The sequence below is a fragment of the Chroococcidiopsis sp. CCALA 051 genome, assembly GCF_003015105.1.
Taxonomy (GTDB): domain Bacteria; phylum Cyanobacteriota; class Cyanobacteriia; order Cyanobacteriales; family Chroococcidiopsidaceae; genus Chroococcidiopsis; species Chroococcidiopsis thermalis.
Genome location: NZ_PYCI01000024.1, coordinates 23,191 through 46,969, shown reverse-complemented (window position 1 = coordinate 46,969; position 23,779 = coordinate 23,191). Strand labels below are relative to the sequence as shown.

Genomic DNA, 23,779 nt, shown 5'->3' with positions numbered 1-23,779 from the left:
AAGAACTGTCTCAGCACTAAGCTATCGATAATAATGCTTGTTAAAAATCTGTATGTGAAGGATTATTGACTGACACATTTGCTGAACGATCGCTAGCAAAAGATATGCGAATTCATACTTGAGATAGAGGTAGGAAGTTATTGCTGTCGTTAGCTTAACTGGCATCAATAGATAGACTCAAAGCATCCTGCTTTTGAAACAACACTAAATTTGCTGAAAAAGATAAATACTAGAAATTAATTGCTACCACTCGGCAATCGCCTTCTCTAAAACATCATTTGTTTAGAGAAAAAATTATTTGCGTTACTCTTTTTTCTGTTAAAGAGAAAGAAAAATCGATGCTAAAAGTAACAATTTAATTCCTAAGAAGGATGAATTGGTCTAAGCCAATTGAATAGTCTAACCACATCGTGCAGACAAACTGAGAGTCTTTTTTCCAGCAGAAGCAACACCAAAAGGAAGTTAGGTTGTGAGTTTAGGACAATCGATTGGCTTAGTCGTTTTTATTGTCTCTCTGTATATCTTGTGGCAAATCCGGCTAGTCGTCTTGCTGATATTTACATCTGTAGTGTTAGCAACAGCGATCGACCGACTCGTGCGGTTGTTGCAGCGACTTCACCTGAAACGAGGTATCGCGATCGCCCTCTCGATAACGTTGTTACTTGCCCTCCTCGTTGGCTTTTTTCTGGTCGTTGTGCCGCCTTTTGCCGAGCAACTGCAACAATTGGTCGATCGCGTACCTCAAGGGATAGAACAGTTACGCGGTTGGGCGACCTGGTTGCAAGATCTAATTCCAGAGCAAGTGGTAGAAGATCTACGCGGCTTGAGAGGATTTACTCAACAACTGCAATCTTTTGCAACTCGCCTATTTGGTAATTTCTTCACTCTGTTTTCTAATTCACTGGGAATTATTCTCAACTCGTTGCTGGTGATAGTTTTAACTATCATGCTCCTAGCCAATCCAGCGCCCTATCGCCAGGGCTTTATCCTGCTATTTCCTTCCTTCTACCGCCGCCGCGTCGAAGACATTCTCCAACAGTGCGAATTTGCTTTGGGAGGCTGGGCTACAGGCATCCTGTTTAATATGTTTGTCATTGCTGCCTTGAGCTGGATTGGGTTGTTACTTTTGCAAGTCCCTTTATCATTTGCCAATGCCATTCTTGCAGGTCTGTTAACATTTATCCCCAATCTCGGTCCCACCCTGAGCGTTATCCCACCAATGGCATTAGCTTTACTGGATGCACCTTGGAAAGCGTTGGCTGTGCTGGGACTGTATGTTGCAATTCAACAGATTGAGAGCAACGTGCTGACACCTATAGTGATGCAGAAACAGGTTTCGTTACTACCAGCAATCACCCTGGCATCCCAAGTCGTTTTTGCCAGCTTCTTTGGTTTCTTAGGTTTGCTGCTGGCTCTACCGCTACTAGTTGTAACTCAGGTTTGGGTAAAGGAGCTTTTAGTTAAGGATGTGCTGAATAACTGGCAGAGAAATGAATCGGGTAATTCTCGGCTAGCTCCAGTGGGAAAAGGTGATTCCGCTAATTGAAGACTACTTTAATTTCTGCGTAGTTGCGACTTTTTGAATCCCACACCAGCAATACTCGTCCAACGCGATAACCCAAAAGTAAACGGATAGCAACGAATATCGGACAATCCTGCTTCAGCCATTAAATGAGTTAGCTGCTTGGGACTAATACAACCATTACCCCAATGCCATTGAATGCACCACCCCAGTAAACCTGGACGAGTGACGGTGAGGACGAGCGGTGCTTTTGGACGCAATACCCTAACCATTTCTTGGAGTCCTCTAGTGGGGTTTGGCAAGTGTTCTAGCATATGGGCGCTCAGAACTAAGTCAAAGGCGTTGTCATCAAATGGAAGGCTATTGACATCGCTTTGGCAAACTTGGCAATCTACGCCTGAGCGCACTAATAACTGGTTTGCCTTTGCCAACATCTCTGGGGAGATGTCCACGCCTGTAACGTGTAATTTAGGACTCACGGTTTTAGCTAGAGCCAGACTGAAATCAGCAGTACCGATACCACAATCGCATACAGTCGAGCCATCATGTAAATCTGCTATTACACCTGAGTATTGCAGAGATTGAAATAATTTCGCGTAGGCACGGCTATAACCCAGCCATTGGAGGTGACGATGCCAGCAAGGAGCCGCAGTATTATACATCCGAGTCAGTTGCTCGGTGGTAGGATAAACTCGCCCAATCGAGATTTGCCAGTACCCAACCGTCCATTCCATCGCTCGAATTCCTAACTGCTACTTTAGCTTCAATGTCGCTCTGTAGCAGCAATAGATCGCTAGTCAAATGGATAGTTAGAGGACGATCGCCAGGATAGTTTTGGCGATCGCAACGTCAAAAAAAGGGGCTATTATAGCGCCCCTACTCGGATTTATTATTCAGATTTATTGCTCTAATATTTGCAATAAATCGTTGGGAATAGACATGCGCTCGGAGTCACTGATGTTAACTCTGCCATCTCGAAGATACCGCTTGCGTCCAAACAACAAAGTGAGAGGAATTGCTAACACAGTTGGCATCAGTTGTCCGGCTATTTCCTTTAGATCTCTTTGTCTCATTGCTAATTTGAGCATTTCCCAGTGAGCGATCGCGTGCGGTAAAGGATAAGCTTGACCGAGAATGTGCGATCGTTGCAATGCCGTCCATGCAGTTTCAAAATTTCCAGTTTCAACGGCAGCCCGCGCCTGACGTATTTCTGTTTCAAAGTGCTGGCGCACAATTGCTTTCATAATTTCTCATCCTCTTTAGCGTTCTAATTCCCATGTTGCGATCTCATTACCGTTACCCTACTAGCCAAAAGGATAGTTAAGAGGATAGTTTATTAGGCAGATTTTTGTTTCTTGCTCGACTGCTAAAGGAATGTTATGCAAACAAGATTTATACTTGTCGTCAGCTCTTTGCTATTACTTCCAGTTGTGGGCGCTGGTATTTTTGCACGTTTGAGTGCTGCGAGTGCGAACCAAACACCTAGATCGCCGTATGTTGATAAATTATCTAGCCCAATTCGCGGGTTAAGTACGCGAGAAGTTGACGATCTGTTGAATGGGCGTGGTGCGGGGTTTGCACGGATGGCTGAGCTGAATGACTATCCTGGACCAAGGCACGTCCTCGATCTCAAAGGGCAACTTAATCTCTCTGCCAAGCAAACTCAGCAAGTGCAAGCCGCGTTTGAAAAGATGAATGTAGAAGCTAAGCGATTGGGACGAGAGATTGTAGCTCAGGAGCAGCGTTTGAGTATAGCTTTTGCTGACAAAACCATTGCACAGCAGGCGTTACAAACCCAAACCGAAGCACTGGCAATGCTGTACGGTAAATTACGCCAAACACATTTGCAAGCTCATCTAGAAATTACTCCTCTACTCTCACCCAAGCAGATCGCCACCTACAATAGACTACGGGGCTACACTGATGGTAAGACACCGATAAGACATCACGGCAACTGATGTTGTCTTACCGTATACTGGCTGTCTGCGAGCGAGATTCGGAGCGCGTCAATTTCGTAAGTTGAGGATCAGCAATATGACTGAAATTCCAGTTTATTGAACTACGCTATCGTTTCGACTTACTATCATTTTGGTAAGATAAAAATATTTTCTGAAACTTCTATTAACGGATAGTTTCTGATGAATTTTATGAGCAGATTTGATGAAATTATCTCAGCCTTATCAGCCACTTCTTTTTCGGATTTTGCATGGACTAATTGGCTTATTTGTCTTATGTGCAATTGGAACGGCTTTCTGGACTTATGATACCTATGATGGACGGTGGGGACGAATTCCTTTACCCCGATTTGAGGCAATTGAAAGCATTCATGGTACGTTTGGGCTGTATGTTTTGCTTTTATTTCCTCTGTTTGCTTTGTATGCCTTTCATCGCGGACAGCAACGCCTGATTCAACAAGATTCTCTTCAGAAGCTAATTCAAGTCGGGAAACCGATTTGGTGGTATACGCTGCATCGGTTAACCAATACAATTGTGATTCTGGCACTAACTTTTGCTCTCTTCTCTGGCAAGATGATGGACGAAAAGTGGTTGCCAAATGGAGAACTCAACCACACATGGTACTACATTCATCTGATTTCGTGGGTAACGATGGTGTTATGCGTTGCACTTCACCTCTTAATGGTGGTTAGGGTTGGTGGTAGATCGTTACTGACATCAATGCTAAATTGGCAATACCGCGAGCGAGATCGCCCTACTCTGTGGTTGGGGCATTTCCTCAACTGGTGGAACGATTTGCAACTAGTTGTAGTCGCAAATTGGTTGCAGTCAGCTTCTACACTGAAAGTCTTAGAAGCTATTGTCCTGTTTAGTATTGCTGCTGCTTGGATTATTCCCCTCTTCAAGTAAGCCACAAACATGACAAGACTTGACCAGTTAAAGCAACAAGCAAAGCACCTCAAAGCAGAACTGTATGCGTTGTATCTGGCATATCGCGATCCTCGCGTGCCTTGGTACGCCAGAATATTTGTGGCGTGCGTCGTAGGCTATGCCTTCAGTCCAATCGATCTGATTCCCGACCCAATTCCGCTTTTGGGCTATCTTGACGACCTGATCTTGGTTCCGCTCGGTATTGCACTGGCAATTAAGATGATTCCAGCAGATGTGATGGCAGAATATCGCGAACGGGCGCGAAGCCTACAGCGACAGAAGCCGACGAATTGGGTAGCCGCAGGAGCTATCGTGAGTATTTGGTTATTATTCGCTATGCTAGCGGTGTTTTTGGCGATGAGAGCGACACGACGGTAAGAAAAAACTCTCATCAACCAATCCAAACATTGGTTTTAAACCACGATCGCCCGTACTGCATATCGCGATCGCATTGCCAAACTATCTTGTGTTATGGCTTATACCAAAATCCCTAATTCTCTTGCCTTCGCTACTGCTTGAGTACGGTTGCTGACATCCAGCTTACCGTAGATATTGCGGGCGTGCCATTTAATCGCGGCAAGGGTGACGAAAAGTTGATCTGCGATCGCCCGATTGGAAAGACCTTGAGCCAGGTGTTGCAAAACCTCCAGTTCGCGATCGCTCAAAGGCTCGATCAGTGGCTGAACTTTAGCAGCTGCCTTCTCAACCTGACCAAAGGCTGCTAACAAGCGATTGACCGATCGAAGATGCATCCCATCCGCAGCAGCATCGCGTAATAACTCTGCCATCGGCTGACCTTCATCTACAAATAAACGGATATAGTCTCCTGCATGGGAAAGAGCGAGCGATCGTTGCAGTAGATGTAGCGATCGCTCGCTCTTTCCCTGTGCTTGCCAAGCCAAAGCTTGCAGCATCAACACTTCCATCACTCGTGCTGTACGTCCACCTGCTGCGGTAAAATCATGGAGTCGCTCCAGCAGTCGCAGAGCATCATCTAGGTAGGGCTTAGTTACATCTGCCAATCTGCCACGAGCGATTAGGACTCTTGCTAAAGTTAAGTAATCTAGTTCCGATCCGACCGGAGACTTGTCAGTAAAACTGTATCGCAATTCGCCATCCACGCTTAGACCGCTATCCTCCGTCCAGGCGATCGCCGCATCCAAATTCCCCTGCGCTAAATCTAATCTTGCTTGACAAGCCGGAACCGAAAGAATCGTTGACCACAACCAAACTTGACACTTTTGGGCTGCCTTAATTGCATTTCTTGCTGCTTGGGTGTCCCCTTGCGCCTGACGCACGCGAGCCAAGGTAATGTAACCCATCATCAAACCTGGCTGTCGGGTTTGAATACCGCGCTCGATGCTTTCGGTGAGGTGTTGTGCGGCTGCCTCTAGTCGATTCTGTTCTCGCAGCAATTCTCCCATTGCTACCTTTACCAATACACCTGCATAGGTGGACAACCAACCCCTTTCCCTAGCTAGCTCGACTCCTTGCTGGCACAGGGTAGTTGCCTCATCGAGCCGACCGCGTAAGGCAAGAAACTGCGCCTGCAAATATAATCCCGCGATCGCCGGATCTGCTATGCCTTTGTTTTTACCAATTTGAGTCACTTCTGAGAGTAAGCTTTTAGCCGCTGCATAGTTGTCTGCCACAAAGTAAGTCACGCCGAGATTGAGTAGAATGACTGCCCGCAGCCAAGAATCGTCTTGAGGCAACTGCTGTAAAGCTCGTTCCATCAACTTGACTGATTCAGCCGTTGCTCCCTGTTGACGCGCTTGTATACCCTTAATTGCAGTCACCAGCCCCCATAACTTCTCGGTATTTGCCGAGGGTTTTTGTTGTTGCAGCAGCGATTCCAGAGAGCGAACTGCCCGCACTGCGGCGGGAAATTGAGCAGTAGAATAGAGCGCCCAGGCGTAAGATAGCAACAACCACGGGCGCGTCCACACGAGATTGTCGGGCAGTGCCTCTAGAAATGTTAATAACCTGGCAGGTTCGACTCGTGGATTGCTTAGCCCAGCTTCCCGCTCGATCGCCTCTGCTGCCTGGGAGAAATTACCAGCGGCGATTGCGTGGCTAATTGTTTCGGTGACAAATCCATGTTGTTCGTACCACTTTTGCGCCCGACGATGATACTCGCTCACCTGCTCCGGTTCTATCCGTTGCAAGCGATCCAAAAGCAGTTGGCGAAACAGGTGGTGATACCGATACCACTGCCGATTGTCGTCGAGTGGCACAACAAACAGGTTCCAGCGTTCTAGCTGTGCTAAGGTCTCCGTCCGAGTGCTTCCCACCACTGCTTGACAAAGATCTTCGCACATCTGCTCCAGAATCGAAGTCCGCAGGAGAAACGCCTGGAGGGGCTTGGGCTGACGCTCCAGCACCTCTTCAACTAGATAGTCCAAAACGTAATGCCGATCTCCGGTTAACGAGGCAATAAATGCCGAAATGTCCTTGACATCGCGCATTGATAGCGCCGCCAATTGCAATCCCGCAATCCATCCCTCCGTCCGTGCCTGAATTGCCGCTACTTGCTCCTGAGATAAAGGCAGTTGCATCGATCGGTTGATGAATGCAGTCGTCTCTGCTAGGGTGAAGCATAAGTCTGCTGCTCCCAGTTGCGTCAACTGGTTACGGACGCGCCATCGCGCTAGTGGCAGAGGTGGATCGAGGCGAGAGGCGATCGCCAAGTGCAGTTGGAGTGGTAGGTGTTCGAGTAAAAAAGTCATTCCCTCATGAATTGGACGAGCCGCGATCGCGTGAAAATCGTCCAAAACTAAAATCTGGTTATCCGAAAACCTGGTGATTTCGTTAATCAGCGGGATGAGGAAAGACTCGAACGATGGAGATTCGAGCGATCGCAGCATGGAGAGCGTCGCCTCTCCAATGTCGGGATGGGATTGCTGCAAAGCTGCAACAAAATAAGTCCAGAAGCGGATCGGATCGTTATCCCCTGCATCTAGCGATAACCAACTGCTAGAAAATTTGGTTTGACGCAACCACTCGCTCAGTATGGTAGTTTTACCAGAGCCAGCCGGAGCCGAGATCAGGATTAACTTTCCTTCCATGCCCCGATTCAACCGTTCCAGGAGGCGATCGCGCTGCACCAAAGAAGATCGAACAGGTGGAATGTGGAATTTTGTTAATAACAGGGGACTAGCCATTGATGATACCCCTCAACCCTAATTCACGCTGCTTGGCTAACGCATTACTGTCAAGCCGACCAATTAGAATCTATCTCAAAACTAGCAAATCAAAACTCTAGCAAATCAAAACTTTAGAAGGTCAAACTACTTTACAACGGATAAAAGCTGCTCGTCGGCGATCCTAGAGCAATGCACAAGCCAATTTATTGTTGAGAAATCGCTCGGTAGAGTCTTCCATTACATTGGTTTCGAGTTTCTATATCTGACATGAGAGAGTTGGCGCTTGACGAACCAAATTGTCAAAGGCGGTATCAGCATCCACATCAATAGTGGCAATAGTCCAGTACAGAAAATGGGAAGTGTTGGCATGGAATCGGCATATGCCCATACACCAAGCGATCCAGTCGCTAGAGCTTCAAAAATAACTGTAATCGCAACTCCTACAAGTGTAAAAATGCCGATTTGCCAGCGGCTTGGTTGATAAACCCATTGACGCGATTTTGATATAACTGCAACTACCCAAAATGAAGTCAGTGAGATACCAACATCCCCGACTGTAGCGAGAGTGCAATTGCTAGTTATGTCGAAGTAGGAAAGTTCGGAGGGAATTTGATAAAACGGCATTTGCTGAATCTCCCAGAAGAAAGACAACAAAAATGAGAATACACTCACATTCCATTCGGGTGAATCCAGCCAACGAAAGGAGTGAATGGTGTTTTGATGATTTGACATACGATAATTTAAGTAAGTTCTTGAGACAGTCGTTCAATAGTGAAGTCAGGTATGGAGAGCTAACTGCTCGGTTAATGAAACTCTATCGCCGCCTCGATGCTTGGAGAAGTAAATTGTTTTCAGTAGACAAAGTAAGTAACGCAATGGGACTTAATGAATGCCAGAAGCCCATGTAATTGCTTGTTTGCCCAAATCCCTTTAGCGTAAATAAATTAACCATAAAACTATTGAGTTCAAACCGGAAAAGCCACCAGCAGACAAAGGAGTATTATTCTCAGGACTGCTATGTTTTGGCGATTGAACAGAACGTTCCATCTGTTTTGTCTGCGCTTCGTCATAGAGCTAGGTTAAATTCTCTACTCGGTTGGAGAATCAAGCGATCGTCAAATTTCTTCACAATTAGAATTCAAGCTATGCTCGGCTATCAACCTGTTTTGTTAAAGATTGTCGAGCGAAAAATATTTCATTCCTCTTGACTCTCCAGTTAGCTAGAGAATCCAGAATAAGAATAGTAGCAGGAAAAAATTTTAATGCGTTCCTGGTGGAAATTATGGCAACTCGTAAGATTGAAATTTTTGTAGCCGACTGCCCTCTTTGCAATGAGACAGTTCGATTGGTGCAAGAACTGACTTGTCCTAGTTGTGAGGTATCAATATATGACCTGCGACAGGGACAGACACATCCAACCTACCTGACGAAAGCCCAGCAATATAGGGTTCAGGCAGTTCCCGCGCTGGCGATCGATGGAAAACTGGTTTTGACTGGTAAACCAAATCGAGAGCAACTGCAAGCTATTGGCGTAGGTCAGCCTCTAAATTGAAATTGGAGGTGTGGGGTAACCAAAAGAGCTTGAAGTTGTATGGAGATTTTCCGCAACTCTTTTGGCGATCGCTCGTTCAACAAACATCCAAAATCCACATGACTAAAACCACAGTTCGAGAACAATACGACCAAATGGCAGCGAAGTACGATCGCCGCTGGAGCAGTTATATTACCAATACGCTGTCATTTCTCCAAGACTGGGCGCAGATTTCTGCCCAAGACAAAGTGCTGGATATTGCCTGTGGCACGGGTGAATTTGAACGGTTGGTACTGACTCAGCAGCCGACGCAAGAGATAATTGGAGTAGACATTTCCGAAAAAATGCTGGCGATCGCCCGCCAAAAACTTCACGCCTACTCCAACGTTTCGTTCCACACTGCGCCTGCGTCGGCACTCCCATTTCCTAACAACAGTTTTGACTTAGTTGTATCTGCCAGTTCTTTCCACTATTTTGAAGATCCTGTAGCAGCATTAGTAGAAATGAAACGGGTATTGCAACCTAACGGTAGGGTAGTCATTCTAGATTGGTGTAAAGATTATTTGCTATGTCGGCTCTGCGATTTGGTGTTGAAGTTTTTTGACCCAGCTTACCAGCAGTGTTACACCGAAACAGAGTTTCATCACTTGCTGGAGCTAGCAGGCTTTGACATCGACCGTGCGACTAAATTCCGTTTTAGTGTTGTTTGGGGAATGATGATAGCGACAGCCACGCCCCGCCATAATTAGTCGAGTGTCGATCCCATTATTATTAACACTGCCGTAGTCTTGTCACAACAGCGAGGGGTTCTTCGTCTTATAGGTAAGTATTGCCTGTCTTTTAAAGACGAAACACTTTACCATGAAGTTACTCGAAGTCCAATCTAGCGTTCGCCTGGAGCGATCGATTTCCCGCAGTCTTAGCCACGAGTTTGTCCAAGCTTGGCAGACGAATCATTCTCATGCTCAGCACAAGATGCGGGATGTCGGCACAAATCCTCCGGCTCATCCTACAGAATCATGGACAAAAGCCAATTACACTCCTCCAGAAGCTCGAACTTCAGAAATGGTTGGGGTTTTATCTCACTCAGAGCAACTGATTGCAGAATTACTTTGGGCAGATCGCTTGTTGCTGGGAGTACCAATGTATAACCTGAGCGTGCCGTCTAATTTCAAGGCTTATTTGGACAATGTTGTTCGCGTCGATCGCACCTTTGCCTTCGATCAAGAGACATTTACGCTTCAAGGACTGGCTACAGGCAAGAAAGCGTTAGTCATTACCCCAAGTGCAGGAGATTATGCCCCAGGTACACCAATGGCGAAGTTTGATTTTTGCGAACCGTACCTGCGAGCAATTTTAGAGTTCATTGGCATTGTTGAGGTGACGGTTATCGCCGTACCAAACCAATTCATGCCAGATGAAATTCGCCACCAGCAAATTGAAACGGCGCGAACTAAACTCATGGCTTTAGCAGCTACTTGGTAACTGATGAATCGATTAGAGATTTTTAACCAGTATCGACCTTTGCTCTTGGCGATCGCGTATCGTATGCTTAGCAGTGTCACGGATGCTGAAGATATGGTACAGGAAGCATGGTTGCGATGGCAAACAGCAGAAGCAGCGGTGCGATCGCCCAGATCGTATCTTTCTCAACTCATTGCTCGTTTGTGTATCGATCGCCTGCGCTCAGCCCGCGTCCAACGAGAAAGGTATATTGGTGCATGGCTGCCAGAGCCATTAATTACCCAAGAATTTTCTCATCCTGTGGAGCAAGTCGAGTTAGCCGACTCGCTCTCATTTGCGTTTTTAATCTTGCTGGAATGCTTGTCGCCCACAGAACGAGCAATTTTCCTACTGCGCGAGGTATTTGACTATGAATACGCTGAGATTGCCAAAATCGTTGGGAAAAGCGTTCCTAATTGTCGTCAAATTGTCCGTCGCGCTCGCCTTGCCTTGCGTAGACCTAACGTGACTGCATCCATTCAACAACAGGAAGCATTGGTCGAGCAGTTCTTAGAAAGCTGGAATCAGGGAGACTTGCACGGACTGATTGTATTGATGTCGGAAAATATCACCTTTTGGTCAGATGGAGGTGGGAAGGCTACGGCAGCTCGAATCCCCCTACACGGTCGGCAGAAAGTTGCTCGTTTCCTAATTGCCATTCGCCGCAGCTCGTTGCTACCAGCATTTACTGCTAGCTTGCTGCAAATCAACGGTCGAGCGGGAATCGTTAACTACATAAATGGTTCTCCAACAGGAGTCTTTACCTTTAGTTTTGCCAATCGCTATATCCAATCTATTTTTGCTGTTGTTAATCCAGAGAAACTGAGATCGATTCAACCATCAATTGAGTGAAGGAGAGAAAAATGCATAGAAGAGTAGAGTCCCACCAACAAGCACCTCAAACCACAGGACAAACAGTTCGACGTTGGGCGCATTTGTATGATGCAGTTGTCGGCTTAGTGGCACTGGGGAAAGAGCGAGATATTCGAGAAATGACGGCTCAAATGGCAGGGCTAAAACCGAGCGACAAAGTGCTGGATGTAGGCTGCGGTACTGGTAGTCTGGCGATCGCAGTTAAGACACGAGTTGGAGCGACGGGTGAGGTGTATGGAATTGACGCTTCTCCAGAAATGGTAGATGTGGCGAGGCGTAAAGCCTCTCAAAGTGGCGTGGATATTGCCTTTCAGGTGGGGCTAATTGAGAATATTCCTTTTCCCGATTGTACGTTCGATGTTGTACTCAGTAGCATGATGCTGCACCACTTGCCAGGAGACGACCTGAAACGCAAAGGATTTGCCGAAATGTATCGCGTTCTCAAACCAGGTGGTAGCTTGTCAATCGTTGATGTTGAACCACCTGCCAGTCCTCTGCTACGAGTTCTACACCCGTTACTACTCGTCCACTTTTGGGTGAAAACTAACTTGCAAGATTACCAAGCTGTCATGGAAGCAACTGGTTTTACGGAAATTGAAGTGAGAAAGACTCGTTATGGTGGACTTGCTTTCATCCGAGGCAGAGCAAGTAAGTTTTAAAGGTACTGCAACAATAGCGTAGCGATGTAAGTCAAAACGAAGATCGTTCAATACTTCCCAGTTTGACGAACCACCTGCGATCGCGTCCTACAGACCAAATTCTTGCTTCAGCTGAGTGACCCAAGTTTTGATGCGCTCATCTGTTAAGTCTGATTGATTATCTTCATCTAGTGCCAAACCGACAAACTTACCATCGCGTAAGGCTTTAGAATCAGTAAATTCATAACCATCTGTAGACCAATAGCCGACTGTTTCGCCACCTCGTTCGACAATTTTTTCTTCCAACATGCCCATAGCATCTTGGAAAGTGTCGGGATAGCCTACTTGGTCGCCTTCACCAAAATAAGCTACTTTCTTACCCGTGAAATCAATGGTATCTAATTCGTCAAAAAAGTCTTCCCAATCGCTTTGCAACTCGCCAACGTTCCAGGTAGGGCAACCGATGATGATGTAGTTATAGCCTTCAAAATTGCTGGTTTCAGCCTTGGAAATGTCATTTAAGTCAACAACACTGTCACCGCCAAACTCTTTCTGAATTATTTCTGCCGCAGTTTGCGTGTTGCTGGTTTGAGTTCCAAAAAATAAACCAATTTTAGTCATTTCTTCTCCTCATTAGAACTAAAACTAATTTAAATTCTCTAGCTAACTGGAGAGTCAAGGGGGTAAACCAAAAAAAATATAATTGGTGATAAAGTTTTGAAACATGAAACAGTTAGTGCTTGATTGAAAAAAGCTCTAATTGTAAAATTGCATTTATTACTGTTTCAGCACGATTTTTTAGGTTGACGTAGCAGACTGGCAGAGCGATCGCCAGTAAATAAAGAAGAGCGAGAATCTGTCTACGACTTTCTAACTATTCAGTCCTGAAGTATTGCTCAGTCCTGAAGTATTGCACAACTCAAGTCATATTCAGCTTTTAGGTACAGAAAACTTGAGTTTCTGATGCAAAAGCACTTATCTATGCACGTTCAATAATCGGGCAAATCGTCTCTTCCGGATTTTCCGGTATAGTCTCCCAACCAGAGAGTAGTCCTGTTAACTCTAGCTTGAGAATCTGTAACTGCTGAATTTGTTGCTCGATTTGGGAGATTTTATCTTCTAGCTTTATTTGGACATGTTCGCACGGTAGCTCGCCGCGATCGTGAATCTCTAAAAAATCTTTAATTTCTGCTAGACTCAACCCCAGTCTCTGCGCTCGTTTAATAAAGTTCAACCGAGCTAAAACATCAGAGCTGAATATTCTAAATCCACCTTCTGTTCTCCCCGATGTTTTGAGTAGACCTAACTCTTCATAGTAGCGAATTGTTTTGATTGGTACGCCACTTTCCTTTGCAACTGAACCAATTAATTTTGTCTGTTCTTGAACTAACATATTCAACTCCTATGCTCGTAAACTCAGTCACTTCTATCCTAAACTCTCCAGTTGACTGGAGAGGCAAGAGGATAGGCGACATCGCTCGATGAACGGTGATGCAGATCGGCTCAGCGAAGCGCAGATGCTTTCCCGTTGTTGTCAACACTGGATGGCTGTAGTGCGCTTGTAGAATTGGCTGCTTGAACTTCTAGAGCGCCTCGAAACATATTCATGCCACAGGTAAACTCATATTTGCCAGGTTTGTCGGGCGTGAATTCAATCGGTGTAACTTTGTTCAAAGGTAGTTCCTGGGCAATATGAAAGTCAGGAAAACGGACTTCTTCAAGGCAACTGCTAGGATCTTTACGGTAGAAGTTGAGCCGCACTGGTTCACCTGCATTGACCACAACCTGACTCGGTTCGTATCCACCATCAACAGCAATATCGATTTCCTGAATCCCCCGCTCTGTCTTGGCTTTTTGCGATTTAGGCTTGCTCAGCAGAAACCACCATAGCTCTAGCCCAATTAATCCTAAGCCACCAACCGTAACTGCACCTTTTAACCATAAAGGTTGTTCGATGCGCTCAAACTGACTGGTGTTCTCTGATTCGGAGCGTTGCATTCCTTCGTGAGACATTTGTGCAACCGCTTGACCCGAAGCAATTCCCAATACTAATCCCAAACTCGCGATCGCACTGGCAATCGCCCTTTTATTCATCATTGAAAAACCTCCTAGACAATCGCTCCCCAAATGACTCCCAACAGAAATCCAAATCCTACTAACGTACCGAAAAATGTCACTTGCTTGAGCATTGTTACTTCTCCATCAAAAGTGCGATTGCCTCTGGCACTGCGCTCAGCGCAATCGCGGTTCAACTCGTTTTTGGATGGAAGTTACGCAACCGCAATGCATTCGTCACTACAGAGACAGAACTAAATGCCATCGCCGCACCTGCAATAATCGGACTGAGCAGCCAACCGAAGAAAGGAAAGAGAATCCCTGCGGCAATTGGAATGCCAGCCACGTTGTAGATGAAAGCAAAGAACAGATTTTGTCTGATATTGCGAATCGTGGCACGCGAGAGTTGAATCGCCGTCACGATGCCTTGTAAGTCGCCAGAAATTAGCGTAATGTCACTAGCAGAGATCGCCACATCCGTACCCGTACCAATAGCAACGCCGACATCCGCTTGCGCCAAAGCTGGTGCATCGTTAATCCCATCCCCCACCATCGCCACAACCTTGCCTTCTGCCTGGAGGTTCTGTACCTGAGCCGCTTTTTGGTCGGGACGAACTTCAGCAAAGACTCGTTTAATCCCCACTTCACGGGCAATAACTTCTGCGGTACGGCGGTTGTCACCCGTGAGCATCACCACTTCTAATCCCATTCGTTGCAGCGTGCGGATTGCCCCAGTCGAAGATGGTTTGACCGCATCGGAAATTCCCATAATTCCTTGAACCGTACCATCGATCGCAATCCAAACGACTGTTTTCCCCAAATATTCCAATCGCTCCCACTGTTGTTGCAGTTGGCTGGTATTAATGCCCAATTCATTCATCCAACGATGAGTACCGATTTGTACGAGGCGATCGGATACATAGCCTTGCACGCCGCTACCTGCAACCGCTTCAAACTCTCGTGCTTCGGTCGGTTCTACACCCTGAGAACGAGCATATTGCACGACTGCTTCAGCTAGGGGATGCTCGGAATTGCGTTCGACAGATGCCGCTAGGTGTAAAAGTTTTAACTCGTTGCTATTTGCCGTACCACTGACACTTACAAAGTCCGTGACAGTCGGCCTACCTTGTGTAATCGTACCCGTCTTGTCGAGAACGATCGCTTGCAGTTTGTGCGCTAATTCCAGACTTTCTGCACCTTTAATCAGAATGCCGTTTTCTGCACCTTTCCCCGTACCAACCATGATGGATGTGGGAGTAGCCAAACCCAAGGCACAAGGACAGGCAATAATTAACACCCCCACAGTGGTAATCAACGCCATCGTCACGTTGCCCATGACGTTGAACCAAATAATGAAGGTGGCGATCGCGATCGCTATCACCGCAGGCACGAACCATCCCGTTACTCGGTCTGCCAATCGCTGAATCGGCGCTTTGTCACCTTGAGCTTGCTGTACCAGCTTGACAATTTGCGCTAAAAATGTATCTTTACCAACTCTTGTTGCCTTAAACTTAAAGCTTCCAGTTTTATTGAGCGTCGCGCCAATCACCTCATCGCCGGACTGCTTTTTCACAGGCAAGCTTTCACCCGTCACCATCGACTCATCAATAGTGGAAGAACCATCAACAATTTCTCCATCGACGGGAATCTTTTCCCCAGGACGAACTAGGATGACATCTCCCAAAACTACCTCAGCGATCGGAACATCGACTTCCCGACCGTTGCGAATGACCCGCGCCGTCTTCGCCTGCAAGCCCATAAGTTTGCGAATCGCTTCTGAAGTTTGCCCCTTAGCGCGATTCTCTAGGAGTCGTCCTAGCAAGATCAGAGTAATGATGACAGCGGCGGCTTCGTAATATACGTCGGGTCTGAGACCTTGAGCGATAAACCACCCAGGAAAGAAGGTGGGGAATAAAGAATACAAGTAAGCCGCACCCGTACCGATCGCCACTAAAGTATCCATTGTAGCTGTATGGCGCTTGAGAGCTTTCCAGGCATTAATGAAGAAGGAGCTACCCGCCCAGAACAACACCGGAGCGGTTAACACCAGTTGTAGCCAGGGAGCGTGCAGCCACATGGGAATGAAAGGTATAGATAGCCCCGTCATGGCAGGCAACGATCCAATAACTAGAGTGGCACTGATAATACCACTGACCCACACCTTACGGGTTAAGGCGCGATTTTCCTTCTGCCGCGTCTGACGTTCCGTATCGTCTTCTGCTGCCAACACGTCTTCTTGTATCGGTTGAGCCGAATATCCAGCTGCATCAACTGCATTTTGCAGCGTTGCCACGTCTGTCTGGTTATGATCGTAAGTGACTGTAGCTTGTTCGGCTCCAAAGTTAACACTGGTATGGCTTACCCCAGGAACAGAGCGAATGGCATCTTCAATGTTGTTAGCACAAGAGGCACAGCTCATGCCTCTGAGTTTTATTGTGACGTTATCCATATTAAGATTGCTTTTTATTGGAACTGTTAACTTGTAACTGCTTAAGCTGTGGGATATCCCACAGCAGCGATCGCTCCTTTAATTTCTGCTTCCGAGTGCTGTGTATCGATCCTGACCATTTTCGTTTTTGCGTCTGCTTCTACTTTTGCTGTTGCATCAATACTCTTAACCGCCTGAGTCACGGTATTTATACAAGCAGCACAGGCAAGTCTGGGAACTTTCAGTTGTAGTGTCATTTGCTGACTCCATGAAGTGACTAAATCTATTGTGAATTCTCCAGTCAAGTGGAGAGTCAAGGGGGAAATACAATTTTGTTTTTCTACTTCTAGCAGCTTTAAACACGAGAGAAGCGATCGCTCAGTAAGACAATTCCCTCCTTAAAAACTAAGGAGGGACATATCCTGCCTAATCTGGCTGTTTGAAATCGATTAGGCTATGCCTGCAACGCTAGCAACCTTACGGTATTCCTCAACAGCACGCCGACAAGCTTGAGCGCATTTTTGACAATGGGGGTTATCTTTGTGCTTCTCGCATTCAGTGGCACATGCTTCGCAGATTTCGATACAGGAGCGAACGATTTGAGGAATGAAGCGCGAGCCACGGCTGATGTAAGCAGCAGAAGCCCAGCAAATATCTGCACAATCGCGGCATACGCGAGCGCATTCTGGCATACTACCGAGACACGCATCTTCGCAGTGTTCGCATTCATAGGCGCAGTGAACGGCAGCATCTACAATAGATTGGTAATCTTGATGCGGCATGAGAACTCTCCTAGCACTTAAGTATTAACGTCACGATCGAGCTTAGAGTCTCTAGTTAGCTGGAGAATCAAGACGATCGAGTACTACTAGAGACAGATTTTGGTGCTCGTGGTAATGCGTCTGCCCATCCAAGGAGCAGACGGCAAAGACAGTTTTTACGCAGCCATAGCTATAGCCATTTGACGGCAGGACTCGGCGCAACGGCGGCAGGACTGAGCGCAACGCTTGCAGTGGTCGTGGTCGTGCTTTTCGCACTCAACCGCACAGCGATCGCAAGCATCGGCACAAACGCTGCATAACTGACCGTGGAGGTCGGAGTTACGGGACATAAAACGAGCGCAGATATCGCAAGTGTCAGCACAATCGCGGCACAGCTTGATACATTGAGCCATCATTTGTACCATGTCGCTATCTAAGCAGGCAGTGGCACAATTTTCACACTCGCGCAGGCAATCGAGACAAGCTTGAATGCAAGTTTCGAGTTGGGATTGATGAGATTGAGCTGTTGTCATAAGTTTCCTCCGAAAGCTTTAAAAACAAAATGAAGCAGTCATTATGCTTCTGTAGCTTCACTTTAGAAAGTAGCAAACGCGCTCGCGTCTCTCTAATGGTATGGAGCGAATTTCTTACTGTAGAGATACAGCAATTTCATCCAAATTTCATCTCCATGTGATATCTGTTTTAGCTAATACACGATCGCGAATATTTCACGCTAATTTCATTTCCATGTGAGAACCTGTAGATATAAGAATAATGAGTAATGATAATGAGTAATGGGTGTTAGTAAGACGAAGACCATTAACTTAATTACCACTTTTGTATGACTAATACACGTTTTAAAAGCATTACTAATAAAAAAGCTATTGCTCTACTGGTAGCTACTACTATAGTTGTTATATTCCTACCAAAATTAACCGATCGCATTGCCAGTTTCTTTTCTGCTCTTACCTTAAGAACCACCAATATTGTCACTGCACCCAAGCTAAAGCAAGCCGTTCAAATCTACGGTAAGCCAGAACAGCTAGGTAACGGAGTTATTCGCTCCTTTGCCACGCTTGATGCTAAGAAAAATCCCTCCACAATTGGCGTTACTTTTACTAAGGAAGCACTGTCGAATCTACCAGCAACACCCCGCGAATACGAGTTTTCGCTACCGCCAGAAGCTTCTGCTTCAGCATTTCGCTATGTTATCATCACTTGGAATCCGCAAGGGCATCAACCGCTTGATGTATATAATTCTGCTCACTTTGACTTTCACTTCTACTCGCTGGGTGCTGAGGAACGAAAGAAAATTACGGCAAATGGGGACGATTTGATTAAGGTATACAAGGCACCCTTAAAGAAATCACTCCCAACAGATTACATTCCAGAGCCTACCAATCCTGCTCCTAGAGAAGGAAGGCATTGGGTTGACAGCAAATCGTCAGAATTTCGGGGTTTACCCTTCACTAAGACGTTCATCTACGGAACATACAACGGAGAAATAGTCTTTGGAGAACCGATGCTGACTAAATCTTGGTTAGAAACACAACCAAATTTTACCGAAGCTATCAAACTTCCAGAAGCATATTCTAAGAGTGCCTACTATCCCACTTCATATAGCGTTAAATACGAGCGAACACAGCAAGTTTATACCATGTCTCTCGATCGATTGATGTTTCGTTCTTCAAAATCTTTCTAAGACAAGAGTTAAGCAATCGTCCACATAAGACGAGCGCAGCTATTTTTGGTAGGAAAGTATAAGCTTCAAGACAAGCAAAAAGGCTGAAGTTTATATCTTCAATGTTGAAATACTTTTTACTTGAGTTAGCAATGAAGCTGATATTACTCTCTAAAATCCAAATTCTTGCTTCAGTTGACTCACCCAAGTTTTGATGCGTTCATCTGTTAAGTCTAATTGATTATTTGCACTATCTAACCTCAATTTTTTAGCAATCTTAAACCACTGAGAGTCACAAGCACGGTAGACCCCTCGTGTCCAATCACGCCGAGCGGCAGGGTAATGTGACTGACAAAGTTTGCAGTCAATAACAGTACAATGAAACTGAGGGCGAACGTAATGTTTTGCTTCACGACACGCCCAGAGCGGCGACCCAGACGAATTGCAGTGACTAACCGTTCCAGACGATCTGCCATCAATACGATATCGGCAGTATCCAGCGCAACATCACTTCCTGCGGTTCCCATTGCAATTCCAACAGAGGCTTGAGCCAGCGCTGGAGCATCGTTGATCCCATCTCCAACCATTGCAACTGTTTGATATCGTCGTTGTAGCGATCGCACCACGTCCACTTTGTTTTCAGGCAGAAGTTCGGAGTACACTTGGTCAATGCCAATTTCTCTGGCGATACTGCGGGCAGTGCGTTCGTTGTCCCCCGTCAGCATCACAATTTCCTGAATACCTAGTTGTTTTAATCGGGCGATCGCGCTTTTTGCCTCTGGACGAACCGTATCTGCAACCGCGATCGCTCCTAGAGGTTCTCCCGCATAGGCAACCCATACTATGGTTTTTCCTGCGTCTTCCAACTGCTGCGCCGATGCAATCAGCCAGTTTGACCAGCCGTTCACCCGCTCTCGGACAAAAGCTGCCTTACCAACCAGTGCCTGTTTTTGACCAATTTCTCCGGTAATTCCTTGCCCTGCATGAGCTTGAACGTTCGTCGCTTGCTTCCATTCAACTCGTTGCTGTCGAGCGTACTGGAAAATTGACTCACCGATCGGATGTTCGGACAAGCTCTCTAGCGCCGCCGCAACTTGTAGCAATTGAGTTTCTGCCTTTGGCATCGCTAGGACTTCAATGACTTGAGGTTTACCGATCGTTAGCGTTCCAGTTTTGTCGAAAGCGATCGCTCGGACTCGCCCAATCAGTTCTAACTGAGTACCATTCTTAAACAAAATGCCCTGTCTTGCCCCATTTGCAATCCCCGATAGCAATGTTGGCATAATCGCTGCCATCAGCGCACAGGGAGAGGCAACGACTAGAAAAATCAAGGCGCGATAGATGGTTGTCTCCCAACTCCAGCCCCAGAAAAAAGGCGGTACAATAGCAAGCAGAATGCCTGCAATTACGATCGCCTTGGCGTAACTCCGCTCAAACCGTTCGATAAACTGCTGAGACGGAGGTGCTTCGGTCTGTGCCTGCTTGACGAGGCGAATCACTCGCTGAATTAAGCTACTTTCGGGTGGCTGGTGAATCTTCAGTTTTAGAGCACCGTTGCCGTTAATCGTCCCTGCAAAGACTTCATCACCCACCGTTTTCTCAACAGGCATCGATTCTCCAGTAATCGGAGCCTGATTGAGGGTACTGAAGCCTTCGACAATCGAACCATCGGTCGGAACCAGTTCTCCAGGTTTGACCAACACTTCATCGCCGATTTGAAGTTGGGCGACCGCCACCGACTGCTCTTGTCCATTTCGCAGCACTCGTGCAACATCCGAAGTCAAATTCATCAGGCTGCGGATACTTCGCTCGGTTCGCCGCATTGCATAGCCTTCTAGCGCACCACTAATTGAGAAAATCAGAATTAAGATCGCTCCATCTACAATCAGGTTGTACTCCTGCCGCCATAATCCTAGCCCTGCCGCTCCTAAAGCTGCCACAATCATTAATAGGTCTACATCGAGTTCTTTTTCTTTAAAAAGAGTGGTTAAGCCTTCACGAGCGCTTTCATAGCCCCCAATGACATAGGCAGCAGGAAGAATCAACAACGCGAGTCCCAGCCAACCAGATTGCAGCGCGAGCCAGCTCAGTAGGATAAGGACACCGCAGAGAATTGCGGCGATCGCATCTGGATGCTCCTTGAGGAAAGCAGGACGAGGAATTGTCAGTGAGGACATAGGGCAATTAGTAGAAATCGAATCGCTCTTCTACCTTAAACCTTGACATTAATGACAATGTCAAGGTTTTAGTCTAGACTAGAGACATGAAAAGGCAGGATTTAACGATCAAAGAACTGACAGAAGCGGTGGGGAATGGCATTACGCCTCGAATGGTGCGGCATTACCACACCTTGGGGCTGTTGCCCCAACCCCAACGTTCAGCCAGCAACTATCGCCTTTATACTCAACGTGACGTGCAGCAACTGCGGCAGGTTGTGGCGTTAAAGCAGCAGGGTTTTCAGCTATCCCACATTCAGCAACTCCTCAAAAGCGGTTTAGAAACCGAAGTCGATTCAACGGCGATCGCGCAACTACAACAGCAATACCACACGATCGTCCAGCAGTTAGCTCGCCTGCGACAGACCGCCGCCGCACTCGAAGGAGTCTTAGGACGCGATCGCGATTGTCAAACGATCCAGGCAGAAGCTCTTGCCCAATTGAGATTATTGGAAGTTGAAACCCAGAGTGGGGTTGGAGAGTTGGAAAAACTCTGGCACCGCCTAGATGCAGAAACTACTGCCCATCCAGAAGCCTTCCAGGAATCTTTACAGCGTTTGCTACCTAATTTGAGCGATCGTTCCGAGATTGAAGCCGATTTGCTCTCCAAGCTCGTACTCGCGTGTGGCGATGTCAGTTTAGTGCAGTTTGTCCGGCAAAGCCGAGATGCGATCGCTGCTGCTCGCAATGCCCTCAAAGCAGGGTGTCAAGTCGTAGGCGATGTTACACCAGTGGTTGCCGCCCTCGATCGAACGCGCTTGGCGCATCTGAAATGTCCGGTTGAAACTCTAATTGCTGACTCCCACATCATCAGTGCTGTAGAGGCGGAGCAAGCCTTCTGGAACGACGAGCAATGGCAAGAGCGCTTGCAGAAGCTCGCGAACGGCTGTATCTTGGCGATCGGGTACGCTCCTTCGGTTTTAATGTCTGTCTGTGAATCGATCGAACAAGGACAGCTTCAACCTGCACTTATCGTTGCAATGCCGATTGGCTTTAGTCACGCACCTGCTGCCAAACGACGGTTAATCCGCTCCGGCGTTCCCTACATCACGGTCGAGGGAACGTCGGGCGGTGGACTGTTAGCAGCAGTGGCATTGAATGCGCTTGTGGAGTCCCTGATTGAGAAGCCAGACTGTCACTGCTACTTATCATCACTGTGAGGTGAGATGGATCGAGCGCCTATCTATCAGTCCCCCTTGGTCAATTCTAAAAACATGGAGCATGTCGATCGGAATGTAGCAGGCTAATTTGTCGCCATCCCAGCGACAAAATTCAGCGAACGCTATTAAAGAACAATTTGCTTTCCCGTGTCAATCAGAAGTTTTAATCCAAACAACAGCAATAGAAGTAACATTGCTACTTTAATTAGACCTGTCCGAAATATAAATCCGGATACAAAAAAATGGTAGAACGGTAAATTGAGTGTCTACCGTTGGTCTACCATAATGAAAAATCCACTTCATTATATTCACAAATATCCACTCCGTACCAAACAAATATTGGGAATTAGCTACGAGCAATTTCTTTGATTAGTTAAACAAGCCGAATTGAACCAAAAAGAGAGGCAAGCTGAGACCGAACGTCAGAAGGTTCGTCTCAATGCAAGAGGAGGGGGACGTAAACCGAAACTAACGATGACAGAGGAGATATGTCTGTGCCTATTTTACTTAAGGCAAATGCCGACATTTGAAATTTTAGGAATGCCGTTTGGGAGCTCGAAAACAGAAGCGAACGATACGTTTCATTATTGGCTCTTAATCTTGAGAGAAGTTTTGCCTTCCAGTTTACAAGGGGCAGGTAGAAAATCCAGAGAGTGATTATGAATTTGTACAAGAAATCTTCAAAGAATCTGAGTTAATTGTGGATAGTTACGAACAGCCTAGGGAGCGACCGACCGACAATAAAAAGCAACAAGAATACTTTGCTGGCAAACAGAAACGTCATACTTTTAAAAGCCAGGTTGTTTCACTACCTTTAGCTAAAGATATTGTAGATGTGATAGTAGGAGAGAAGGGTTCAAGAGCGCGACATTTCTTGATTTCGTAATCAAAGGGCAAAATTTGCTCCTGCACAATCATTTCAAGGTGATAAAGCGAACAATTGGTGGTAAGAACATCTCTACTCCTCATAAGAAACCTCGTCAGCGGGAATTAACCACCACGCAAAAAGCAGAAAATAAAGTCTTTTCAGGAGAGCGGGTGTTTGTAGAACATTTGATTAGACTTATGAAAATTTTCCGCATTGCAGCTGAAAGATTTCGACTTCATTCTCCGGTATACGAGCCGATAATTCTGACTGTTTGTGGTTGAGTCAGGTTAAGAATTGGTAGTTGAATTTTGCCAACTTAATTCAAAGCGCTAATTCCACTGTTCAACCAAAGCAAGGGAGTGTATATTTTTGGGGCTAAACTATCACTAACCATCTCTAACCCTGATTTCTACGTTTTCACGAAGATCCCAAAGCTGGTTCTCAAAGCTTTGCACAGACTGGCTTACTAATTTTCGGACAGGTCTATTGTACGGAACTAAGACCCGCTCGA

At 46.3% G+C, this 23,779-nt stretch carries 27 protein-coding genes; 14 read left to right on the top strand and 13 right to left on the bottom strand.

The window, feature by feature from the left end:
• Positions 1-469 precede the first annotated feature (469 nt).
• Complete coding sequence (locus C7Y66_RS08255; RefSeq protein ID WP_106545194.1) at positions 470-1,546, top strand: AI-2E family transporter; 1,077 nt, start codon at positions 470-472, stop codon at positions 1,544-1,546.
• Positions 1,547-1,554: 8 nt separating this feature from the next.
• Here C7Y66_RS08255 and C7Y66_RS08250 read toward each other — a convergent pair whose 3' ends face one another.
• On the bottom strand, positions 1,555-2,256 hold the full coding sequence (locus C7Y66_RS08250; RefSeq protein WP_106545193.1) for a class I SAM-dependent methyltransferase: 702 nt from the start codon (positions 2,254-2,256) through the stop codon (positions 1,555-1,557).
• A gap of 165 nt (positions 2,257-2,421) precedes the next feature.
• Positions 2,422-2,766: a DUF3703 domain-containing protein gene (locus C7Y66_RS08245; RefSeq protein ID WP_106545192.1), complete on the bottom strand. Its 345-nt coding sequence runs from the start codon at positions 2,764-2,766 to the stop codon at positions 2,422-2,424.
• 135 nt (positions 2,767-2,901) lie between these two features.
• Between C7Y66_RS08245 and C7Y66_RS08240 the strand changes: the two genes are divergently transcribed.
• The 3 genes from C7Y66_RS08240 (at position 2,902) to C7Y66_RS08230 (ending at position 4,786) form a co-directional block, all read left to right on the top strand.
• The gene (locus tag C7Y66_RS08240) at positions 2,902-3,480 is read left to right on the top strand and encodes a hypothetical protein (RefSeq protein WP_106545191.1); all 579 of its coding nucleotides are present in this window, start codon (positions 2,902-2,904) and stop codon (positions 3,478-3,480) included.
• A 202-nt stretch (positions 3,481-3,682) separates the two neighbouring features.
• Positions 3,683-4,387 carry a cytochrome b/b6 domain-containing protein gene (locus C7Y66_RS08235; protein ID WP_106545190.1) on the top strand — a complete coding sequence of 235 codons (705 nt, stop codon included), beginning with the start codon at positions 3,683-3,685 and terminating at the stop codon, positions 4,385-4,387.
• A gap of 9 nt (positions 4,388-4,396) precedes the next feature.
• Entirely contained in the window at positions 4,397-4,786 is a 390-nt protein-coding gene (locus tag C7Y66_RS08230) for a YkvA family protein (protein ID WP_106545189.1), read from the top strand.
• A gap of 98 nt (positions 4,787-4,884) precedes the next feature.
• On the opposite strand, the gene C7Y66_RS33245 is transcribed toward C7Y66_RS08230, so the two are convergent.
• Together C7Y66_RS33245 and C7Y66_RS08220 are read right to left on the bottom strand one after the other, a co-directional pair.
• A complete protein-coding gene (locus tag C7Y66_RS33245) occupies positions 4,885-7,572 on the bottom strand; it encodes a LuxR C-terminal-related transcriptional regulator (RefSeq protein ID WP_199197311.1) in 2,688 nt (895 codons plus the stop codon).
• 219 nt (positions 7,573-7,791) lie between these two features.
• Positions 7,792-8,286: a hypothetical protein gene (locus C7Y66_RS08220; RefSeq protein ID WP_106545188.1), complete on the bottom strand. Its 495-nt coding sequence runs from the start codon at positions 8,284-8,286 to the stop codon at positions 7,792-7,794.
• A 550-nt stretch (positions 8,287-8,836) separates the two neighbouring features.
• Between C7Y66_RS08220 and C7Y66_RS08215 the strand changes: the two genes are divergently transcribed.
• From C7Y66_RS08215 to C7Y66_RS08195, 5 genes are all read left to right on the top strand, one after another.
• Positions 8,837-9,106: a thioredoxin family protein gene (locus C7Y66_RS08215; RefSeq protein WP_106545187.1), complete on the top strand. Its 270-nt coding sequence runs from the start codon at positions 8,837-8,839 to the stop codon at positions 9,104-9,106.
• A gap of 98 nt (positions 9,107-9,204) precedes the next feature.
• Positions 9,205-9,834, top strand: coding sequence for a class I SAM-dependent methyltransferase (locus tag C7Y66_RS08210; RefSeq protein WP_106545208.1), 630 nt, complete (start codon positions 9,205-9,207; stop codon positions 9,832-9,834).
• Positions 9,835-9,946: 112 nt separating this feature from the next.
• Entirely contained in the window at positions 9,947-10,570 is a 624-nt protein-coding gene (locus C7Y66_RS08205) for an FMN-dependent NADH-azoreductase (RefSeq protein ID WP_106545186.1), read from the top strand.
• 3 nt (positions 10,571-10,573) lie between these two features.
• The gene (locus tag C7Y66_RS08200) at positions 10,574-11,440 is read left to right on the top strand and encodes an RNA polymerase sigma-70 factor (RefSeq protein ID WP_106545185.1); all 867 of its coding nucleotides are present in this window, start codon (positions 10,574-10,576) and stop codon (positions 11,438-11,440) included.
• An 11-nt stretch (positions 11,441-11,451) separates the two neighbouring features.
• Entirely contained in the window at positions 11,452-12,120 is a 669-nt protein-coding gene (locus tag C7Y66_RS08195; protein ID WP_106545184.1) for a class I SAM-dependent methyltransferase, read from the top strand.
• 87 nt (positions 12,121-12,207) lie between these two features.
• Here C7Y66_RS08195 and fldA read toward each other — a convergent pair whose 3' ends face one another.
• The 8 genes from fldA to C7Y66_RS08160 all read right to left on the bottom strand — a co-directional run bounded on the left by fldA (position 12,208) and on the right by C7Y66_RS08160 (position 17,876).
• Positions 12,208-12,720 (bottom strand): flavodoxin FldA, encoded by a 513-nt coding sequence (fldA, locus tag C7Y66_RS08190; protein WP_106545183.1) that lies wholly within the window; start codon positions 12,718-12,720, stop codon positions 12,208-12,210.
• A gap of 358 nt (positions 12,721-13,078) precedes the next feature.
• Positions 13,079-13,492, bottom strand: a complete 414-nt coding sequence (locus tag C7Y66_RS08185) for a heavy metal-responsive transcriptional regulator (RefSeq protein WP_106545182.1) — start codon at positions 13,490-13,492, stop codon at positions 13,079-13,081.
• Positions 13,493-13,602: 110 nt separating this feature from the next.
• Entirely contained in the window at positions 13,603-14,193 is a 591-nt protein-coding gene (locus C7Y66_RS08180; protein ID WP_106545181.1) for a cupredoxin domain-containing protein, read from the bottom strand.
• A 14-nt stretch (positions 14,194-14,207) separates the two neighbouring features.
• Positions 14,208-14,351: a hypothetical protein gene (locus C7Y66_RS30955; protein WP_158265886.1), complete on the bottom strand. Its 144-nt coding sequence runs from the start codon at positions 14,349-14,351 to the stop codon at positions 14,208-14,210.
• A complete protein-coding gene (locus C7Y66_RS08175) occupies positions 14,348-16,603 on the bottom strand; it encodes a heavy metal translocating P-type ATPase (protein WP_106545180.1) in 2,256 nt (751 codons plus the stop codon). The genes C7Y66_RS30955 and C7Y66_RS08175 overlap by 4 nt, the downstream gene beginning before the upstream one ends.
• Positions 16,604-16,644: 41 nt before the next feature.
• Positions 16,645-16,839, bottom strand: coding sequence for a heavy-metal-associated domain-containing protein (locus C7Y66_RS08170; RefSeq protein WP_106545179.1), 195 nt, complete (start codon positions 16,837-16,839; stop codon positions 16,645-16,647).
• Between the two features lie 192 nt (positions 16,840-17,031).
• Complete coding sequence (locus C7Y66_RS08165) at positions 17,032-17,364, bottom strand: four-helix bundle copper-binding protein (RefSeq protein WP_106545178.1); 333 nt, start codon at positions 17,362-17,364, stop codon at positions 17,032-17,034.
• Positions 17,365-17,519: 155 nt separating this feature from the next.
• The gene (locus C7Y66_RS08160; RefSeq protein ID WP_106545177.1) at positions 17,520-17,876 is read right to left on the bottom strand and encodes a four-helix bundle copper-binding protein; all 357 of its coding nucleotides are present in this window, start codon (positions 17,874-17,876) and stop codon (positions 17,520-17,522) included.
• Between the two features lie 308 nt (positions 17,877-18,184).
• On the opposite strand from C7Y66_RS08160, the gene C7Y66_RS08155 reads away from it, so the two are divergent.
• Complete coding sequence (locus C7Y66_RS08155) at positions 18,185-19,045, top strand: DUF5602 domain-containing protein (protein WP_233222577.1); 861 nt, start codon at positions 18,185-18,187, stop codon at positions 19,043-19,045.
• A gap of 239 nt (positions 19,046-19,284) precedes the next feature.
• On the opposite strand, the gene C7Y66_RS08145 is transcribed toward C7Y66_RS08155, so the two are convergent.
• Positions 19,285-21,201, bottom strand: a complete 1,917-nt coding sequence (locus C7Y66_RS08145) for a heavy metal translocating P-type ATPase (protein WP_106545176.1) — start codon at positions 21,199-21,201, stop codon at positions 19,285-19,287.
• A gap of 86 nt (positions 21,202-21,287) precedes the next feature.
• On the opposite strand from C7Y66_RS08145, the gene C7Y66_RS08140 reads away from it, so the two are divergent.
• From C7Y66_RS08140 to C7Y66_RS32850, 4 genes are all read left to right on the top strand, one after another.
• Complete coding sequence (locus C7Y66_RS08140) at positions 21,288-22,400, top strand: precorrin-8X methylmutase (RefSeq protein ID WP_106545175.1); 1,113 nt, start codon at positions 21,288-21,290, stop codon at positions 22,398-22,400.
• Positions 22,401-22,874: 474 nt separating this feature from the next.
• Positions 22,875-23,057: a transposase family protein gene (locus C7Y66_RS33325; protein ID WP_199197309.1), complete on the top strand. Its 183-nt coding sequence runs from the start codon at positions 22,875-22,877 to the stop codon at positions 23,055-23,057.
• A gap of 43 nt (positions 23,058-23,100) precedes the next feature.
• Positions 23,101-23,286 (top strand): transposase family protein, encoded by a 186-nt coding sequence (locus tag C7Y66_RS33320; RefSeq protein WP_199197308.1) that lies wholly within the window; start codon positions 23,101-23,103, stop codon positions 23,284-23,286.
• A 38-nt stretch (positions 23,287-23,324) separates the two neighbouring features.
• Positions 23,325-23,549 carry a transposase family protein gene (locus C7Y66_RS32850; RefSeq protein WP_199197307.1) on the top strand — a complete coding sequence of 75 codons (225 nt, stop codon included), beginning with the start codon at positions 23,325-23,327 and terminating at the stop codon, positions 23,547-23,549.
• Positions 23,550-23,779: the final 230 nt, after the last annotated feature.

What these genes read in the sequence shown, in the direction of transcription:
- C7Y66_RS08250 (WP_106545193.1), bottom strand. Translation starts at nt 2,256, where the DNA reads ATGGAATGGACGGTTGGGTACTGGCAAATCTCGATTGGGCGAGTTTAT.
- C7Y66_RS08245 (WP_106545192.1), bottom strand. Translation starts at nt 2,766, where the DNA reads ATGAAAGCAATTGTGCGCCAGCACTTTGAAACAGAAATACGTCAGGCG.
- C7Y66_RS08240 (WP_106545191.1), top strand. Translation starts at nt 2,902, where the DNA reads ATGCAAACAAGATTTATACTTGTCGTCAGCTCTTTGCTATTACTTCCA.
- C7Y66_RS08235 (WP_106545190.1), top strand. Translation starts at nt 3,683, where the DNA reads ATGAAATTATCTCAGCCTTATCAGCCACTTCTTTTTCGGATTTTGCAT.
- C7Y66_RS08230 (WP_106545189.1), top strand. Translation starts at nt 4,397, where the DNA reads ATGACAAGACTTGACCAGTTAAAGCAACAAGCAAAGCACCTCAAAGCA.
- C7Y66_RS33245 (WP_199197311.1), bottom strand. Translation starts at nt 7,572, where the DNA reads ATGGCTAGTCCCCTGTTATTAACAAAATTCCACATTCCACCTGTTCGA.
- C7Y66_RS08220 (WP_106545188.1), bottom strand. Translation starts at nt 8,286, where the DNA reads ATGTCAAATCATCAAAACACCATTCACTCCTTTCGTTGGCTGGATTCA.
- C7Y66_RS08215 (WP_106545187.1), top strand. Translation starts at nt 8,837, where the DNA reads ATGGCAACTCGTAAGATTGAAATTTTTGTAGCCGACTGCCCTCTTTGC.
- C7Y66_RS08210 (WP_106545208.1), top strand. Translation starts at nt 9,205, where the DNA reads ATGACTAAAACCACAGTTCGAGAACAATACGACCAAATGGCAGCGAAG.
- C7Y66_RS08205 (WP_106545186.1), top strand. Translation starts at nt 9,947, where the DNA reads ATGAAGTTACTCGAAGTCCAATCTAGCGTTCGCCTGGAGCGATCGATT.
- C7Y66_RS08200 (WP_106545185.1), top strand. Translation starts at nt 10,574, where the DNA reads ATGAATCGATTAGAGATTTTTAACCAGTATCGACCTTTGCTCTTGGCG.
- C7Y66_RS08195 (WP_106545184.1), top strand. Translation starts at nt 11,452, where the DNA reads ATGCATAGAAGAGTAGAGTCCCACCAACAAGCACCTCAAACCACAGGA.
- fldA (WP_106545183.1), bottom strand. Translation starts at nt 12,720, where the DNA reads ATGACTAAAATTGGTTTATTTTTTGGAACTCAAACCAGCAACACGCAA.
- C7Y66_RS08185 (WP_106545182.1), bottom strand. Translation starts at nt 13,492, where the DNA reads ATGTTAGTTCAAGAACAGACAAAATTAATTGGTTCAGTTGCAAAGGAA.
- C7Y66_RS08180 (WP_106545181.1), bottom strand. Translation starts at nt 14,193, where the DNA reads ATGAATAAAAGGGCGATTGCCAGTGCGATCGCGAGTTTGGGATTAGTA.
- C7Y66_RS08175 (WP_106545180.1), bottom strand. Translation starts at nt 16,603, where the DNA reads ATGGATAACGTCACAATAAAACTCAGAGGCATGAGCTGTGCCTCTTGT.
- C7Y66_RS08170 (WP_106545179.1), bottom strand. Translation starts at nt 16,839, where the DNA reads ATGACACTACAACTGAAAGTTCCCAGACTTGCCTGTGCTGCTTGTATA.
- C7Y66_RS08165 (WP_106545178.1), bottom strand. Translation starts at nt 17,364, where the DNA reads ATGCCGCATCAAGATTACCAATCTATTGTAGATGCTGCCGTTCACTGC.
- C7Y66_RS08160 (WP_106545177.1), bottom strand. Translation starts at nt 17,876, where the DNA reads ATGACAACAGCTCAATCTCATCAATCCCAACTCGAAACTTGCATTCAA.
- C7Y66_RS08155 (WP_233222577.1), top strand. Translation starts at nt 18,185, where the DNA reads ATGACTAATACACGTTTTAAAAGCATTACTAATAAAAAAGCTATTGCT.
- C7Y66_RS08145 (WP_106545176.1), bottom strand. Translation starts at nt 21,201, where the DNA reads ATGTCCTCACTGACAATTCCTCGTCCTGCTTTCCTCAAGGAGCATCCA.
- C7Y66_RS08140 (WP_106545175.1), top strand. Translation starts at nt 21,288, where the DNA reads ATGAAAAGGCAGGATTTAACGATCAAAGAACTGACAGAAGCGGTGGGG.
- C7Y66_RS33325 (WP_199197309.1), top strand. Translation starts at nt 22,875, where the DNA reads ATGACAGAGGAGATATGTCTGTGCCTATTTTACTTAAGGCAAATGCCG.